This is a genomic window from Rhodanobacter thiooxydans LCS2, from assembly GCF_000264375.1.
GTDB classification, from domain to species: domain Bacteria; phylum Pseudomonadota; class Gammaproteobacteria; order Xanthomonadales; family Rhodanobacteraceae; genus Rhodanobacter; species Rhodanobacter thiooxydans.
Genome location: NZ_AJXW01000064.1, coordinates 1 through 16277 on the forward strand (window position 1 = coordinate 1; position 16277 = coordinate 16277).

Annotated in this window: 7 protein-coding genes and 2 pseudogenes; 2 read left to right on the forward strand and 7 right to left on the reverse strand. The window is 69.4% G+C overall.

The features are described 5' to 3' along the window. The 7 genes from UUA_RS12975 to UUA_RS13005 form a co-directional block, all read right to left on the reverse strand. The coding region (locus UUA_RS12975; RefSeq protein ID WP_238533023.1) for a transglycosylase domain-containing protein at window positions 1-702 on the reverse strand (702 nt) is incomplete at its 3' end. 56 nt (window positions 703-758) lie between these two features. Beyond that, a complete protein-coding gene (locus UUA_RS12980; RefSeq protein WP_008437604.1) occupies window positions 759-1292 on the reverse strand; it encodes a hypothetical protein in 534 nt (177 codons plus the stop codon). Window positions 1293-1342: 50 nt separating this feature from the next. Beyond that, entirely contained in the window at window positions 1343-6340 is a 4998-nt protein-coding gene (locus UUA_RS12985; protein WP_008437605.1) for an alpha-2-macroglobulin family protein, read from the reverse strand. An 80-nt stretch (window positions 6341-6420) separates the two neighbouring features. Continuing rightward, window positions 6421-7302: an alpha/beta hydrolase gene (locus tag UUA_RS12990; protein WP_008437606.1), complete on the reverse strand. Its 882-nt coding sequence runs from the start codon at window positions 7300-7302 to the stop codon at window positions 6421-6423. Between the two features lie 54 nt (window positions 7303-7356). Next, window positions 7357-9345, reverse strand: coding sequence for a S1 family peptidase (locus tag UUA_RS12995; RefSeq protein ID WP_008437607.1), 1989 nt, complete (start codon window positions 9343-9345; stop codon window positions 7357-7359). Window positions 9346-9537: 192 nt separating this feature from the next. Next, window positions 9538-11790 carry a TonB-dependent receptor gene (locus UUA_RS13000; protein ID WP_008437608.1) on the reverse strand — a complete coding sequence of 751 codons (2253 nt, stop codon included), beginning with the start codon at window positions 11788-11790 and terminating at the stop codon, window positions 9538-9540. A 112-nt stretch (window positions 11791-11902) separates the two neighbouring features. Then, on the reverse strand, window positions 11903-14134 hold the full coding sequence (locus UUA_RS13005) for a beta-glucosidase family protein (protein WP_039954025.1): 2232 nt from the start codon (window positions 14132-14134) through the stop codon (window positions 11903-11905). A 143-nt stretch (window positions 14135-14277) separates the two neighbouring features. On the opposite strand from UUA_RS13005, the pseudogene UUA_RS20315 reads away from it, so the two are divergent. Both UUA_RS20315 and UUA_RS20320 read left to right on the forward strand, forming a co-directional pair. Beyond that, a pseudogene (locus tag UUA_RS20315) lies at window positions 14278-14964 on the forward strand (DEAD/DEAH box helicase); the annotation flags it as partial. A 126-nt stretch (window positions 14965-15090) separates the two neighbouring features. After that, window positions 15091-16176: pseudogene (locus UUA_RS20320) on the forward strand (helicase-related protein); the annotation flags it as partial. Window positions 16177-16277 lie beyond the last annotated feature (101 nt).

Consider the following 16277-nt stretch of genomic DNA (forward strand, 5'->3'; position numbering starts at 1 on the left):
GTCGCGCACCTCGGCCGCGCTCCACACACCGAGGTCGCGCATGCGCCCGAGCACCTTGTCGCGCGCGGCGCGCGCCGCCTGCGCGTGCCGGTCCGGGCGCAGCCGGCTGGGCGACTGCGGCAGCACCGCCAGCAACGCCGCCTCGGCGTGAGACAGCCGCGCTGCCGGCTTGCCCAGGTACGCCCACGAAGCAGCCTCCACCCCTTCGATCGGGCCGCCGAACGGCGCGTGGTTGAGGTAGAGGTCGAGGATCTGCGCCTTGCTGAGGTGCGCCTCCAGCTGCAGCGCGCGCAGGATCTGCACCAGCTTGCCGCGGAACGTGTGCGGAATCGGCTGGATGATCCGCGCCACCTGCATGCTCAGGGTGGAACCGCCCGAGACGATGCGGCCATGGCGCAGCCCGCCGGCCAGGCCGCGCAGCAGCGCATACGGGTTGACCCCGGGGTGGCGGTAGAACCAGCGGTCCTCGTAGTTGAGCAGCGCCTGCAGGTACAGCGGCGACACCTGTTTCGCGGTGGTCGGGTAACGCCACACGCCGTCGCTGTCAGCGAACGCGCGCAGCGGCGTGCCGTCACGCGCCAGCACCACCGTGCTGCCGGCGTCGGGCGCGGGCAGGTGGAGGGGGAACCGGCGGTCGAGGAGCACGGCAACGAGCAACACAGCTACCAACGTGATGCCACAGCCGCCTACGAAATGCCGGATGCGGCTACGCTGTTCCGCTTTCACGTCTCGTACCGAGCTGCGTCATGTTGTTTCAATCAGCATCCACCCGGCTCGACGGGTGCATGACTGACCAACGGCGCTTCCGGACGCTCAATGGCAACGAACGAAGCTGAATACGTCGGGTAATCGCATTCAACAGAGACCCGGTAGTCCGCAGCAATGACCACCGCCTTGCCGCTGACGGAGAGAATGGTCCTCTGTTTCAGCTCCCGAAGCGTCTTGGGTGAAATGAGCGCCTTCACAAAATCCTTGTCATTCCGGAAGCAGATTTCATGTACATGCCCTCTTTGCTTCCAGTAGGGAAGATGGTTGGCTGTTTCTTCATCTGGAATGAAATAGAGTTCCAAGAGTCCGTAGTCCGAGTCAGCCTCGGGATCATTCGACGAGTATCCGTAATGGTAGGTACCAGACACTACGAACCGACCCCGGAACAATCCGACCCCATATTCGCCCAGGGACACAAACTGCACTGGACTGCCGCGTGGGATGGCGTAGCCGAGACCGTCCGTCACATGCACTGCCCTGGAGTCGGCAGCCGAGGCAGAAAATGAAACGAACGCAGCCATCATGGCAATGGCCGTAGCCTTCCACCCGCTCAGACTGAGGGATCGAGCCTGACTCACGGTTCGACCACGCTGATGTTCGCCGGCTCGGCCTTGCCGATGCCGCGCACGGCGGGGCGGTACATGTCCTCCACCAGCGGCGGCGGCACGGTGTACGTGCCCGGCGTCACCGCGCGCACCAGATAGAACACACGGGCCTTGTCGCCGCGGCTCAGGTTCAGCGCGGCGGCGTAGCGGTCGTCGCGGTATTCCTCGTGCACGATCGGCGCGGCCGAGGCGTGCTCGTCCAGGTTGATGCCGTCGATCACCACGCCGGACCACGACTGCGCGCCGCCGAGGTTGAGGTTCTCCACCTCCAGCCCGCCGGGCAGCAGATCGGTGACCAATGCGTCGGGAACGTTCATGCGCGCCTCGATGCTCAGCTCGACGATCAGCGCGTCGCCTTCCTTCAGCGGCCCGCCGCTCCACGGCTTGCCGTCGGTGGTGAACCAGCTGCGGCGCACGTCGATCTGACTGGCGTCGGCGGCGGGCGCCTGCTGCGGGATGCCGGCCACGTCGAGGCTGGCGAACACCGCCGCGTCGCCGGTCGGCTGCACGCTGACGCCGGCGCCGAGCTCGGCCGCGCTGAGCATGCGGCTCCACACGCGCTGGTCCGGCGCGGCCTCGGTCTTGCCGTTCACGGTGATGGTGGCGGCCAGCGGGGCGTTGCTCTTGGCGTCGAACGCCGCTGCCACGCGGGCAATCGCGGCCTGCTCCTGCGTGCTCAGGTACGACCACGACCAGCGGTAATCGGCAAATTCCTTCTGCCGCTGGCGCACGTTCGCGGTGGCGTTGCGCGCCCAGTCGACCAGCTTGGCGTCGTAGGCCGGCTTGCTCATGCCGTAGCTGTGGGTGAGCGCGACCATCAGCGCCAGGTCGCGCAGCTCCGAGCCGTAGTCGCCGACGTACCAGGGGCGCTCCTTGCTCCAGGCGAACGCCTCATCGATCGCCTTCTGCGCGCGCTCGTTGTCGCCCATCAGCTTCAGCGCGATGCCCAGATGCAGCAGCGGCAGCGGGGCGACCAGCTTCTGCCGCTCGTTATCGAAGATCGCGCGCAGCGTGCCCAGCGGCGCGCGGTTGACGCGGGCCAGCACGAAGCCGGAGTACGCCTCGTCGGCGAGGCGCAGGTGATCGTGCTGCTCGTACTCGTAGTACGGGTGGCCGCCGGCGAGCAGGTCGTCGTTGAGCCGCTGCAGCGACTTCTGCAACACGTCCTGCGGCACCGCGAAACCGGCGTCGCGCGCGTCCAGCATGAAGTCCACCACGTACGGCGTGGTGAACGTGACGATCGGGCTGCTGCCGCCCCAGAAGCTGAAGTGGCCGTTGCTGGCCTGGAACGAGGCGATCCGCGACAGTGCGCCATCCACCGCGGCCTTGCGCACGGCGTCGCTCATCACCTGCGCACCCAATGCCTTGGCCGTCTGGCCATCCAGAATCAAGGCAGCGTAGCCCTTGCTGGTGGTCTGTTCGATGCAGCCGTAGGGGTAGCGCAGCATGTCGCGCAGCGCGGCCGCGTACGGCAGCGGCGGCAGGGTGCTCAGGGTGATCCGCGCGTTCACCGTGGCCGGCAGCAGGCCGGCGATCGCCGCGCCGCCGAAGTGCACGGGCTTGCCCGCTTCCAGCGCCAGCGGCGTGGTGGCGACGGTTTCCGGCCAGGCCGGGCGCACCGCGAATTCGAAGTGGCGATCGACCCGGTAGTCGTTCAACTCGGCGTGGATGTCCACCGTCGCCACCGCCGCTCCCGCCTGTGCCGTCACCGGCATGTGCAAGGTGGTGCCGGCGCCATCCTTCAGCGGCACGCTTTGCGTGGCCTTGTCCACCGTGATCGGGCCGCCACCCTTGACGCTGACCTTGGCGATGCCGTCCTTGCCGGACAGGTTCTTGAGATCCAGGCTGATCATCGCCTTGTCGCCGGCCGCCATCACCCGCGGCGTGCTCGGCTCGACCACCAGCGGCGCGCGCACGGTGACTGCGCCGTCGGCGTTGCCGTAGCGGCTGTCGGTGTACGCCAGCACGGCCAGGCGCAGGCTGCCGTTGAAGTCGGGCACGTCCACGCGCAACTTGGCGCTGCCCTGCGCGTCGAACGCCACCGGGCCGGCGAACAGGTCGACGATCTGCACCTTCGGGTTGAGCCGGGTGGCCTTGGGCAAGGCCGCGCCGCTCATGTCGCCGCCGTAGCGCAGCTTGGCCTCGGCGCCGTCCATCGCTTCGATGATGCGGCTGTACAGGTCGTATGCGTCGACGCCGAGCGCGCGCCTGGCGAACAGCCACGCCCACGCGTCGGGCACCGGGTAGCTGGTGATGTTGAGCACGCCCTGGTCGACCGCCGACAGCGTGACGAACGCCTGCTGCCCGGCCAGTCCACTCGCCTGCACGCCGACCTCGAGCGGGTTGCCCGGGCGCAGCAGCGTGGGCGCGTCGAGCTTCAGCGCAATGCGCCGGTCGTTGCGGTCCATCGCCACGTATTCCACGCCCATCGCGCGCGCCGGCGTGGTGTGCTCGGCCGCCTCGCCGCCGCGGAACACCAGCGCGGTCACGTAGACGTCGTGGCGCTCCCACTCCTTCGTCACCGGGATCTCGAACACGGCGCCGGCCTTCGCCTCGATGTTCTTCGTATAGAGCAGGTGGTCCGACTCCACCAGCAGCACGCCGGGACCGTCGTGCGGCGGCGTCACGGTGACCTTCATGGTGTCGCCGGCGCGGTAGCGCGCCTTGTCCAGCGCCAGCTTGACCTTGTCCGGGCGCGCCTCCTTGCCGAGGTTCTGGTCGTCCCAGCTGTAGCCGGCGAAGAACGGGAACACCGTGGTGAGCTTCGTGGCCGGGTCGTACACCTCGACCCGGTAGCTGCCCCACTGCACCGGGAACTCCACGTGGGCCGACTTGCCAGCAGCCACGTCGACGTCCTTTTCCTCGATCAGTTGCAAGCGCTGGTTTGCGTTCGACTGCCAGCCGCCGCTACGCTCGTACAGCCAGTAGAAGTCGCGCAGCTCGCGCTGCAGGCGCACCTTCAGGTGGCTGCCGGCGACCAGGCCGCCCTCGGCATTCGCACGCACGATCTCGAAGCCGGCCGGCGCCTCGCTTTCGGCGCCCTGCTTCGGATCGAACAGCGGGCGCAGGCCGACCAGCGCGTCGGCCGGCCAGTAGGTGCGCTTGAGCAGGCGAGTCACCGCGCGGCCGCCGCTCTCGTACACGCTGCCGGACAGGGTCACCGCCAGCGGCGCGACCGGCTTGACGTCGTCGGGCAGCGCCACGTCCTGCTCCAGCACGCCCTGCGCGTCGAGCTTTGCGTCGACCACGTCGTCGGCGCTCTTCGGCAGCTCGACCGTCGGGTCGCCGAAGAAGGTGTCCTTCATCTTCTCCAGCGGATGCACTTCCGGCGCCACCAGCAGCTTCGCGGTGAAGCGGTTGCCGTCGGCGGGCGCGCCGTACAGGTAGCTTGAGGCGACCTTCAGCTTCAACGGCTCGTTCGGGGCCAGCCGCGGCTGCGGACTGGACAGCTCCACCTTCAACCGTTCCGGCAGGAACTCCTCGACGTGGAACGGGAACGCCTGCACGGTCTCCTTGCTGGCGGGGTCGAGGCGGAATTCCAGCTGCCACAGGCCGGTCGGCGCGTCGGCCGGGATCGCCTGGCTCAGCTCGAAGTAGTTCAGCTGCTGCGGCTCCACCCGCTTCTCGGCGAGCACGCGCCCATCGGGCTGCTTCACGCGCACGAACAGCGACTGCGCCTTCATCGGCTTGCCGTCGAAGTCGCGCAGCAGGGCCGAGGCGCGCAGCGTCTCGCCGGGGCGGTACAGGTCGCGGCCGGACCAGGCATACACCTCGAACGGCGCCTGCCGACGGCCGCTGATGTCGAAGTTGGACACGTCCAGCGCCGGCCGGTTGAACGGCAGCACCGAGACGTCCTTGCCGTGGCGCGCCACCAGCACGTCGGAGGCCTTCACCTTGTACGCCAGCAGCGCGTTGCCGTCGGCGCCCGTCACGGCCTTGAGCTTGCTGCGCCCGGCCGCGTCGCGCACTTCGATATCGACGGCGTTCACCGGCGTGCCGTCGCGCAGCGAGGCCACGTGCAGCAGCACGTTGTCGCGGTACACGCGCAGGTGCAGGCCGAGGTCGCTGACGAAGAAGGTGGCGGTGTCATAGCCCTCCCTGAAGCTGCCGCCGGCCTTGACCACGGCCATGTACACGCCAGGCTGCGCCAGCTCCTTGATGTTCTGCACCGGCAGGTAGGTCACGGTGCGCTCGTTCGGCTCGCCGCCCAGCGTGTAGTGGTTGGCGTAGACCGAGTCGGCCAGCTGGGTGATCGGCACGCGGCTGCGCCGGTCGTCACCCTCGCCGCAGCTGTTGTAGTAGACGACGTCGTGGTCGAGCTCGTAGCTGTCGCGGTGACCGTTGCGCGGGTAGCTGCAGAACAGGTCCGACAGCGCCTCGTCGCGCACGCGGAAGAACTCCACGTCGGCGTCGTGCACGTTCATCGACACCAGCGGCAGGCCGCGCGTGCCGCGCGCCGGCAGCACGCTGCCGTGCGAGGCGAAGCCGACCGCCGCCGGCAGGTTGCCGGAGTACACGTCGTGCTTCACCTCGTGGCCCAGCGTGCGGCCGTCGGCGGCGAGCAGGCCGGCCTTCAGCTGCACCGCGTAGCGCGTGTTCGCCTGCACGAACGGGAAGCGCAGCGTCTTGTTGTCGTCGTCGAGGCTCCAGCTGCCGCTGACCACCTCGCCGTTCGGGCCGGTCACCGCGACCAGCGTGTCGAACGCCTGGGCCGAGGCCAGCGCGGCGTTGAAGCGCAGGATCAGCGCAGTGCGCGAATCGGTGGTCTGCGAGCTGGCCGAGACCAGCGCGAACTCGGCCTTCGCCCTGGCCGGCGCAGAGGTGCTGCCGGCCGGCGCACCCTGCAGGGCCGGCTTGCCGTTATCGGGGCCGCGGTGGCAGGCCGTCAGCAGCAGGCCCAGCAGCAAGGCAATCAGCGCGCGCGACCACACCCGGCGCGAAAGGCACTCGTACGATCGACGCGACATGCGACCTTCTCCCCATAGGTTGATGGAGAGTATCGCCGGAATTCATGGCAGGCCGGAGGCGCGGATCGGGCGCGCAGCTTTCAGCGATATGGCCCCGGCGCGTCCTGCCTGCCCAGCCAGTCGCCCAGCTGCATCAGCACCTGGCCGCGGCCCGGTTCGTTCTCGTTGAACAGCTCGTGGTACAGCAGCGAGAAGAAGCGCGTGGTCAGCTGCCCGGTCGACGCCGCCTGACGGGCGAACTCGCGGCTGCCGGAGGGATCCACGATGCCGTCGCCGTCGGCCACCAGCAGCAGGGTCGGCAACGCCAGACGGGCGGCGTCGGCGATGCATGCGGCGCCGGCGCGGAAGATGAAGTCGGCCAGCCGCGGGGTGATCCAGCCGTGGCGCAGCGGGTCGCGACGATAGTCGACCACCACCTTGCTATCGTGCGAGAGCTGGTCGAAATCCAGCCCGTTGCGCAACGGCAGGTTCGGCGCGACGCGGGCGAGCAGTCGCGCCAGCGCGATCATCCGTGGCGACTCGCGGGTACGCAGCGCCGGCGACGACAGCAGCAGCGCCGGCGGCTCGATGCGGCCATCCAGCACGGCGCGCACGGCCACCAGGCCGCCCATGCTGTGGCCGAGCAGCAGCGGCGGCTGCGGCAGGCCGCCGACATAGTCGAGGTAGACGGTGGCGAGGTCTTCCAGCAGGTCGTCGCCGTGGCGCAAACCGCCGCGACGGCCCGGGCTGCGGCCGTGGCCGCGCTGGTCGTAGCCACGCACGGCGTAACCATGCCGGTTGAACCAGGCCGCCAGGCGCTGGTAACGGCCGCTGTGCTCGCCCAGCCCGTGCACCAGCAGCACCGCGCCACGTGCGCAGGCCAGCGGCCAGTCGCGCAGGAACAGCTGCTGGCCATCGGCCATGGCGAGCCAGGCGGTGGGTTCGGTGCCGTCCGCCGGACGGTTCTGCAGTGCCGCGTGCATGGTGGTTCCGCGTCTGTCTCCTGCCCGGCGCCGTCGTGTGCGCCGGGGCAGGCATCAATGTTCGGTGACCTGCATGTCCTTGGTCAGCAGGTCGAGCTTGCCCTTCATGTCGGCCTGGGGCTGCGTGCCCGCGGTGCCATAGAAGGCGGTGTACAGCACCGTGGACGGCTGGCTGCCCTGGGCGGCCGGAGCGACCACGGCGTTGATCTTCATCAGGTCGTTCTCGTAGCGCGCCACGCCATTGTATGGATACTCGCGCGCCGACAGCTTGCGCCAGCGACTGCTCAGGTCGTCGTCCAGCCCGGGCGGCGGCGCCATGTAGCGCTGCACGTTGACGTTGTTGTGGTCGTCGGAGGCGGTGTCCTTCCACACGTTCACGTCGCCCACGTCCCACACCGGCTTGCCGTCGTCGAGGAAGAAGCGGAAGCCGAGCCACAGCAGGTTGTCCGGCTTGATCGCCTGCACTGCGGACGGATAGGCGAAGCGCAGCCGCTGCGAGGCGTAGCTGAAGCGGTGGTCGTAGTCGAAACCGATGTGGATGTTTTTGAACGCGGCCGGCTGCACCGCCGGGTTGTCGAGGAAGTCCTTCCACTGCGCCAGCGTGCCCTGATAGGTGACGTGGACGAAGCTGCTCATCTCGTCCATGTCCAGCATGCTGTCGTGCTCATGGGAGGGCGGCGTGAAGCGCACCAGCATTACGCTGCCGTCCGGCACCGGCAGCGTGTACGCCACCACCAGCGCATTCGCGTAAGGCAGCGTCCACACGCCGACCTGCCACGGCCGCTGCCAGCGATCGAGGCGGGTCGATTCGCGCACGGGCTTGCCCAGCGAGGTGATCTTGACCTTCTCGCCGGCGACCTCGCGCTGGAACATGCCGGTGCGCGCCAGCAGGTCCATGCGCGACTTCGCGTCGCCATAGAACGTGGCCGCGGCCACCCCGTCGGGCCGGCGCAGGCGGATCAGGCCGTTGCGCGCCACCCCGCCGGTGGCCACGTAGCCGTTGCCGTCCAGCGCGAAATACTGCGACCGCTCGCCAACGCGCCGCCACTCGCCCTCGCTGCCGCGCACGATCAGCGTGGGAAAGCCGTCCAGTTGCGTCTGCTGGTGCAGCAGTCGCGCCGAGCCGGCGCCGTTCGGGAACAGGTTGGCGGACTCCTTCGCCAGCAGCGCCTTCAGCTGTGTGTCGCTATTGGCGTCCATGCGGGCCTGGTACTCGCGGTAGAAATCGTCCAGGCCGACCGGCAGCGCGAACTGCGTCTTGAGCCGGTCGTTCTGCACGGTGTCGAACAGGTCGATCTGGTAGGTGACGCGCGTGTCCATCACCGCCTTGCCGGCGGGCGCATCCAGCACCTCGCGGATCGGCAGCGCGTAATTGAGGTTCTCGTTGGCCGACTTCATCAGCACCACGCCGATCAGCTTGCCGTCCTTGCCAAGCAGCGGACCGCCGCTGTTGCCGGGCGAGGCGGCGGCGGAGAAGCGCATCCATTGCCAGGCGCCGTCCTGCTGCTCCGGCGTGTCGGAGGTGTACAGGCCGTCGCGGATCACCACGCCGGTGCCCAGCGCGTTGCCCACCGCATAGACCACCTGGTTGAGCGCGGGGTTGGCATCGATCTGCAGCGCGGCGTCGCCCGCCGGCGGCTGCGCCAGCGTGAACACCACGAAATCCTTGCCCAGCGAGAACTTCTCGATCTTGCCGATCGGGTATACGCGGCCAGCGGCGTCGCGCAGCTGGGGCGGTCCCCACAGGCTGTCCACGCCGGCCAGCAGCACGTGCGCGGCCGTGACGTAGCGGTTGGAGCCGATCGCGAATGCGGTGCCGATGGAGTAGTACTTGTCGGTGCGCTCCTGGTAAGGCAGCAGCTCCAGCGGCAGCGGCCGCTCGTAGCTCAGCGGGTCGACGGCCGGCTTGGCCTGCACCACCTCGAAGGTGGCCGCCTGGATCTTCGGCAGCATCGACGGATCGAGGCTGGCCGCGCGGGCCGCCGACACCCCCAGCAGACCCAGGCCGGACAGCAGCACCAGCACGCCGAACCGACGGATCACCCCCCCACTCCGTATACGCATGAATTTCCCTTGCACCGGGGCGGCCGCCCGCGGACTCCCCTCGGCATCCTCGCGGACAGCGGCCAGCACACATCTTGGCACGGCCGCGAGCCGCCTGCATGGCATGCGCGGGCCGCTATGCGGGCAGGATGCCGATGCCCCGTCGCGCGACGGAGCATCGGCACGCTCGGCTTACAGCTCGGCGCGGAACTCCACGCCGATGATGCGCGGGTCATTGACGAAGGCGGTGCGGTTGTTGAAGTCGATGGCGCCGGTGATCGCCTGCTTGTCGGTGATGTTGCGGCCGTACAGGGCGACCTCGCGGCGGCCGTAGTCCCAGTTGTAGCCGAGCCGCACGCCGCCTTCCAGCAACGCCTTGCCCTTGAACTCGGCCGAGTCGTACAGGAAGAAGTTCACTTCACTGCGGTAGTTCCAGTCGGTGTAGACGAAGAACTCGCCGCCGTCACCGTACGGGATGCCGTAGCGTGCAGTGAGCGTGCCGATCCACTTCGGCGCGTTCGGCAGGGTGTTGCCGTCGACCAGCGCGTTGCCGCTGGCGTCCAGCGGATCGAGCACGGTGCAATGGTAGGCCGGCGCGCCACACGGCGGCACGGCAAGGGTCCGGTCACGCAGCACGGTGTGGTTGTAGCTGCCGCCGGCGGTGAGCACGAAGTTCGGCGTGAGGTAGGCCTCCAGGTCGAACTCGGCGCCGTAGCCCTCGGTCTTCTTCGCGTTGATCAGGCGGGTGACGTTGATGTCGCCGCCCACCGCGGTGAGCTGCTGGTTGTGCATGTTGTAGCTATAGACATCGGCGTTGAAGCGCACGTGGTTGTCCATGCCGGTGGTCTTCACGCCCAGCTCGTAGCTGGTGATCGTCTCCGGCTTGGCCTGCGAGATGAAGTCGGCGAACAGTACGCGGCCCTGCACGCTGGGTGCGCGGAAGCCGTTGGCGATGCGCGCGTAGACGTTGACGTTCGGGTTCAGCGTCCAGGTGCCGGTGAGGTCGCCGCTCCAGCGCGCGTCGTGCGGCTGCGCGGTCTGCCGCAACGGGCCGCCATTGATCGGCGACAGTACGCGATCCACCTTGAAGTCGCGCGAGTCGTGCGACCAGCGCGCGCCGGCGCGCAGCTCGAAGTCGTCGGCAAGCTGGTAGTTGGCCGAGCCGAACAGCGCCCACGCCTTGGTGCGCTGGGTCTGCATGGCGTAGCCGTCCAGCGCGTGGTTGTTGAAGGTGGCGTAGTCGAAGTTGCTGATCGCGATGTCTTCGTCGAACCAGTAGGCGCCGACCTGCCAGTTGAGCTTGTCCTGGCCGTTGCTGGCCAGGCGGAATTCCTGGGTAATCTGGCGATCGTGCGGCAGCGCGTCGGCGGTCTCGACCGGGAACGGGATGGAGCCCGGGCCCATCGGCTGGTGGAACACCGCGCCGTAGCCGCCGTCGACGTCGCCGAGGCTGTAGGTGGTGGCGTGCTCCAGCCCGGTGATCGAGGTGAAGGTCAGGTCGCCCAGGTTCCACGCCAGGTGCAGGTTGCTGCCCCAGCTGAACAGGTGCTGCTTGTTGCGGCCGTCCTGCGCCACCTTGTCGCGGTCGAAGCCGGGCACGAAGCTGGGGCTGCCCAGCTCGATCGCATTGGCGCGGTTGACCATCGCGCTGCCATCCAGCCAGCGCGCGTGGCCGTTGATCAGCGCGCTGAAGCCGTCGTTCTCGTACAACGCCTGCAGCCGCACGGCGCGGTCGTTGTAGCCGCCCAGTGCATCCTTCTGGCCGGTGAAGGTGTTGTCGATCCAGCCGTCGCGGTGCTGCGCCAGCGCCGAGATGCGCCCGGACCAGTGCCCGCCCAGCGCGCCGCCCAGCGCAGCCTCGGCGTTGGCGGTGCCGAGCGTGCCATACGAGACGCGCGCATAACCACTGGTTTCCTGGCTCGGCCGCACCGACTCGAACTTGATCACGCCAGCCGGCGAGTTGCGCCCGAACAGGGTGCCCTGCGGACCGCGCAGCACCTCGACCTGGGCCAGGTCGAACAGCGGGAAGCCCTTCAGGATCGGGTTCTCCTGCACGATGTCGTCGTACACCATCGACACCGGCTGCGAGGCGTTGAGGTCGAAGTCGCTGTTGCCCAGGCCGCGGATGTAGAAGCGCGGAAATTCGCGGCCGTAGGAAGTCTCGGCGTACACGCTGGGCGCGCGTGAGGCGAGCTGCAGCACGGTGTCGCCGGACTGGCCGAACGCCTCCAGCTTGTCCGGCGTCAGCACGGTCAGCGCCATCGGCACCTTCTGCATGTTCTCCACCCGCTTCGAGGCGGTGACGTTCACCGTCTGCAGTTCGGTGGTCTTGGCGGGCTGCGGCTTGGCCGGCTTGGTTTCCTGCGCCAGTGCGACGCCCTGCGGCAGCGCGGCGACGATGCAGGCGGCGAGTACGGCGAGGCGCAACGAAGTGGCGACGTGCATGGTCGGTCCTTGTGTCGAGGGAAGAAGACGGCCACGGCCAGCCCACCTCGGCGCGTGTCGTCGCGGCATTGTCATACAGCCGCCTTCTTTGTGAAAGGGAAGCGTCGGCGGGTCAGCGTTGCGCGCCGGCGGGAAACACCGCCGGCAGCTGCAGTGCCGCCCGCTGCTCGATCTGCGCGGAGGAGTGCCCAAGCAGCAGCCGGTAGCTGCCGGCGGCGACGCGCCAGCCGTGGCCCTGGTCGTCGTAGCGCGCGAAGCGCACCGCCGGCAGCGCCAGGCGCAGCCGCTGCGTCTGGCCCGGCTGCAGCGCCACCTTTTGCCAGCCGACCAGCCGCGCCACCTGCTCGCCGGGCAGCTGCACGTAGAGCTGCGGCACGTCGGCGCCAGCGCGCTGGCCGGTGTTGGTGACTGCGAACGACGCCGTCACCGCGCCGGCCGCATCCGTGGTGACGGTCAGCGGACCGTAGCCGAAGGTGGTGTAGCCCAGCCCGTAGCCGAACGGGAACAGCGGCTCGCTGCCGCGGCGCTGGAACCAGCGGTAGCCGACGTCGGCGCCCTCGATGTCGTAGTCGACCGTGTCGGCGGGCTGGCCCTGCGGCGGCAGGCCGATCGCGGCCAGGCCGGCGCCGGCGATGGTCGGGCGGGGCAGCTGTGACTCGTCGCGCGGCCAGCTGAGCGGCAGCCGGCCGGACGGATCCACTTCGCCGAACAGCAGCCGCGCGATCGCCTCGCCACCGGCGCTGCCGGGGTACCAGGCCTCCAGCACCGCCGCGGTCTGCGCCAGCCACGGCATCGTCAGCGGACCGTTGTTCTCCAGCACCACCACGGTGCGCGGGTTGGCCTTGGCGACGGCGGCGACCAGCGCGTCCTGCTGACCATCCAGCGCCATGTGCGGACGATCGAACGATTCGGCCGCCCACTGCTGCACGAACACCACCGCCACCTCGGACGAAGCGGCCAGCTTCGCCGCGGCCGCGATGTCCTCGCCGCTGGCGTAGCTGGCCTTGCCGCCGACGCGCCGGGCGATCGCCGCCAGCGGCGCGGACGGGTCGTACATCACCGGGCCTGGCCACACGGTCGGCGCCAGCCCCGGCACCGCATTGCCGCCCGGGGCGGTCACCGCCGACGAACCGCCGCCGGCCAGCACGCCCTTGTCCGCGTGCGCGCCGATCACCGCCACCGACTTCAGCGTGCGCGCCAGTGGTAGCAGGTTGTGCTCATTACGCAGCAACACCGCACCGGCCTCGGCGGCACGCTGCGCCACCTTCGCGTCGGCGGCGTAGTCGATCGGCGCTGCCTTGGCGGGGTGGTCGATCGCGCCAACCGCGAACAAGCTGCGCAGGATGCGCTGCACCATGTCGTCCAGCCGCGCCTGCGGCACCTCGCCCCTGGCGATCGCCTCGCGCAGCGGCGCGGCGAAGAACACCTGTGGGTCGAACGTCTCCCCGGCCGATTGCTGGTCCAGCCCGGCCAGCGCCGACTTCGCCGCGCTGTGCACCGCGCCCCAGTCGGACATCACGAAACCCTGGTAGCCCCAGTCGCGCTTGAGCACCTGGTCGAGCAGCCATGCGTTCTCGCAGGCATAGGTGCCGTTGACGCGGTTGTAGGCGCACATCACCGAGCCCGGCTCGCCGACGCCGAGCGCGATCTCGAACGCGCGCAGGTCCGATTCGCGCGCGGCGACCGGATCGAGCTTCGCGTTCATCGTGTTGCGGCCGGTCTCCAGGTCGTTGATGGCGTAGTGCTTGAGCGTGGACACCACGTGCTGCGACTGGATCCCGCGCACCGCGTGGCCGGCCATCACGCCGGCCAGCAGCGGATCCTCGCCGGCGTACTCGAAATTGCGGCCGTTGCGCGGATCGCGCAGCAGGTTGACGCCGCCGGCCAGCAGCACGTTGAAGCCCTTGCGGTGCGCCTCGCGGCCGATCATCGCGCCGCCGGCCTCGGCCACCGCCGGGTCCCAGCTGGCCGCCGTAGCCAGGCCGGACGGCAGCGCCGTGGCGACGTCGCTGCTGTGCGCGTTGAGCGGGCGCGCCACACCCAACCCGGCGTCGGTCTCCTGCAGCGCCGGCAGGCCCAGCCGCGCGAACGCCGGCGTGCAACCGGCCGAACCCAGCGCGCAGGCCGGCGCCGGCTTGCCGTCGGAGGCGCTGCCGTAGGCAGTGGTGATCAGCTGGAACTTCTCGTCCTGGCTCATCGCCTGCACCACCAGCGCGGCGCGCGCATCAGGGGACAGCGAAGCGTTCATCCAGGGTCGCGTCGGCGGTTCCCCGGCCGCCGTGGCAGTGGCCACCACGGCGAGGGCGAAAGCACAGGCGGACAGACGGCGCGGACGACGGGACATGGGCGACCTCGGGCGAAGAAGGAAGGCGGCTGACGGCACCGCGCAGAGTGCTAACGTAACGTTTTCAGCGCAAGCCACTGGCGTCACGAACCGGCGCTTCGCGCTTGCGTGCAGCGCCGATGGTACCCATCTTTCGCAGAATCATGTCGCCCTCGCTCGCCGAGTTCCATCCTGCCGTCGCCGCCTGGTTCCGCGGCGCGTTCGCTGCGCCCACCGCGGCGCAGACGGCCGCGTGGCAGTCGATCCGCGCCGGAGCGCACACCCTGGTCGCCGCGCCGACCGGCTCGGGCAAGACGCTGACCGCGTTCCTCGCCGCGATCGACGAACTGGTGCGCGAGGGCGTGGCGCACGACGGCGTGCTGGCCGACGCCACCACGGTGCTCTACGTGTCACCGCTGAAGGCGCTGTCGAACGACATCCACGTCAACCTGGAAGCGCCGCTGGAAGGCATCCGCGCGGAACTCGAAAAACTCGGCCTGCCCGACGTGGCAATCCGCACCGCGGTGCGCACCGGCGACACCCCGCAGGTCGAGCGCAACCTGCTGCGCAGGCTGCCGCCGCACATCCTGGTGACCACGCCCGAATCGCTGTACGTGCTGCTGGGCTCGGCCTCAGGACGTTCCATGCTGTCGGGCGTGCGCACGGTGATCGTCGACGAGATCCACGCCATCGCTGGCAGCAAGCGCGGCTCGCACCTGGCCTTGTCGCTGGAGCGGCTGGAGTCGCTGTGCCAGCGGCGGTTGCTGCGGATCGGGCTGTCGGCGACGCAGAAGCCCATTGAGAAGGTTGCCGACTTCCTCGTCGGCGCTTCTGCCCCTCCCCCGGCTGACAGGGGGAGGTTGGGAGGGGGTAAGGCTCTTGATCTTGGGTCCAGGAGCAAGAGCACTCCACCCCAACCATCCCTGCGACCGAAGGAAGTCCCTTTAGGGGCGAGCAGGGGAGGGAGCAGCGCAACCATCATCGACGTGGGCCATACCCGCCCGCGCGACCTTGCCATCGAAGTTCCGCCCGTCCCGCTCGAAGCGGTGATGTCCAACGACGCCTGGGAACTGATCTACGACCGCCTTGCAGTGCTGGTGCGTGCGCATCGCACCACTCTGGTCTTCGTCAACACGCGGCGGATGGCCGAGCGCGCCGCGCGCCACCTGTCCGAGCGGCTGGGCAAGGAACACGTCGCCGCACACCACGGCAGCCTGGCCAAGGAGCTGCGGCTGGACGCCGAGCAGCGGCTGAAGCGCGGCGAGCTCAAGGTGCTGGTGGCGACCGCCTCGCTGGAGCTGGGCATCGACATCGGCGAGGTCGACCTGGTCTGCCAGCTCGGCTCGCCGCGCTCGATCGCCGCGTTCCTGCAGCGCGCCGGCCGTTCCGGCCACAGCATCGACGGCACGCCGAAGGCGCGGCTGTTCCCGGCCACCCGCGACGACCTGGTCGAATGCACCGCCCTGCTCGACTGCGTGCGCCGCGGCGAACTGGACGCGCTGGTGATGCCGCCGCAGCCGCTCGACGTGCTGGCCCAGCAGATCGTCGCCGAGGTGGCCTGCGCCGAATGGGACGAGGACGCGCTGTACGGGCTGGTGCGCCGCGCACATCCCTACCGCGACCTCGCCCGCAGCGAATTCGACGCGGTGGTGCGCATGCTGGCCGAAGGCTTCACCACCCGCCAGGGCCCGCGTGCGGCGTACATCCATCGCGACGCGGTGAACCGCCAGCTGCGCCCGCGGCGCAACGCGCGACTCACCGCGCTGACCTCCGGCGGCACCATTCCCGACACCGCCGACTACAAGGTGGTGCTGGAGCCGCAGGCGATCATCGTGGGCACGGTCAACGAGGATTTCGCCGTCGAGAGCATGGCCGGCGACATCTTCCAGCTCGGCAATGCCAGCTACCGCATCCAGCGTGTCGAGCGTGATCGATTGCGGGTGGAGGACGCGCACGGCGCGCCGCCGAGCATCCCGTTCTGGCTGGGCGAGGCACCGGGGCGCAGCGACGAACTGTCGTTCGGCGTGTCGCGGCTGCGCGAGGAAATCTCCGCCTTGCTTGAGCCCCTCTCCCTGCGGGAGAGGGGTTGGGGAGAGGGTGCGGGCGAAGCCATAAACCCCCACGCTCCGCCCGAACCCTCACCCCCAGCCCCTCTCCCGAAGGG

Excerpts from the sequence above, each read along its gene's own strand:
- UUA_RS12990 (WP_008437606.1), bottom strand. The coding sequence starts at position 7,302 with ATGCACGCGGCACTGCAGAACCGTCCGGCGGACGGCACCGAACCCACC.
- UUA_RS13005 (WP_039954025.1), bottom strand. The coding sequence starts at position 14,134 with ATGTCCCGTCGTCCGCGCCGTCTGTCCGCCTGTGCTTTCGCCCTCGCC.
- UUA_RS13000 (WP_008437608.1), bottom strand. The coding sequence starts at position 11,790 with ATGCACGTCGCCACTTCGTTGCGCCTCGCCGTACTCGCCGCCTGCATC.
- UUA_RS12985 (WP_008437605.1), bottom strand. The coding sequence starts at position 6,340 with ATGTCGCGTCGATCGTACGAGTGCCTTTCGCGCCGGGTGTGGTCGCGC.
- UUA_RS12980 (WP_008437604.1), bottom strand. The coding sequence starts at position 1,292 with ATGATGGCTGCGTTCGTTTCATTTTCTGCCTCGGCTGCCGACTCCAGG.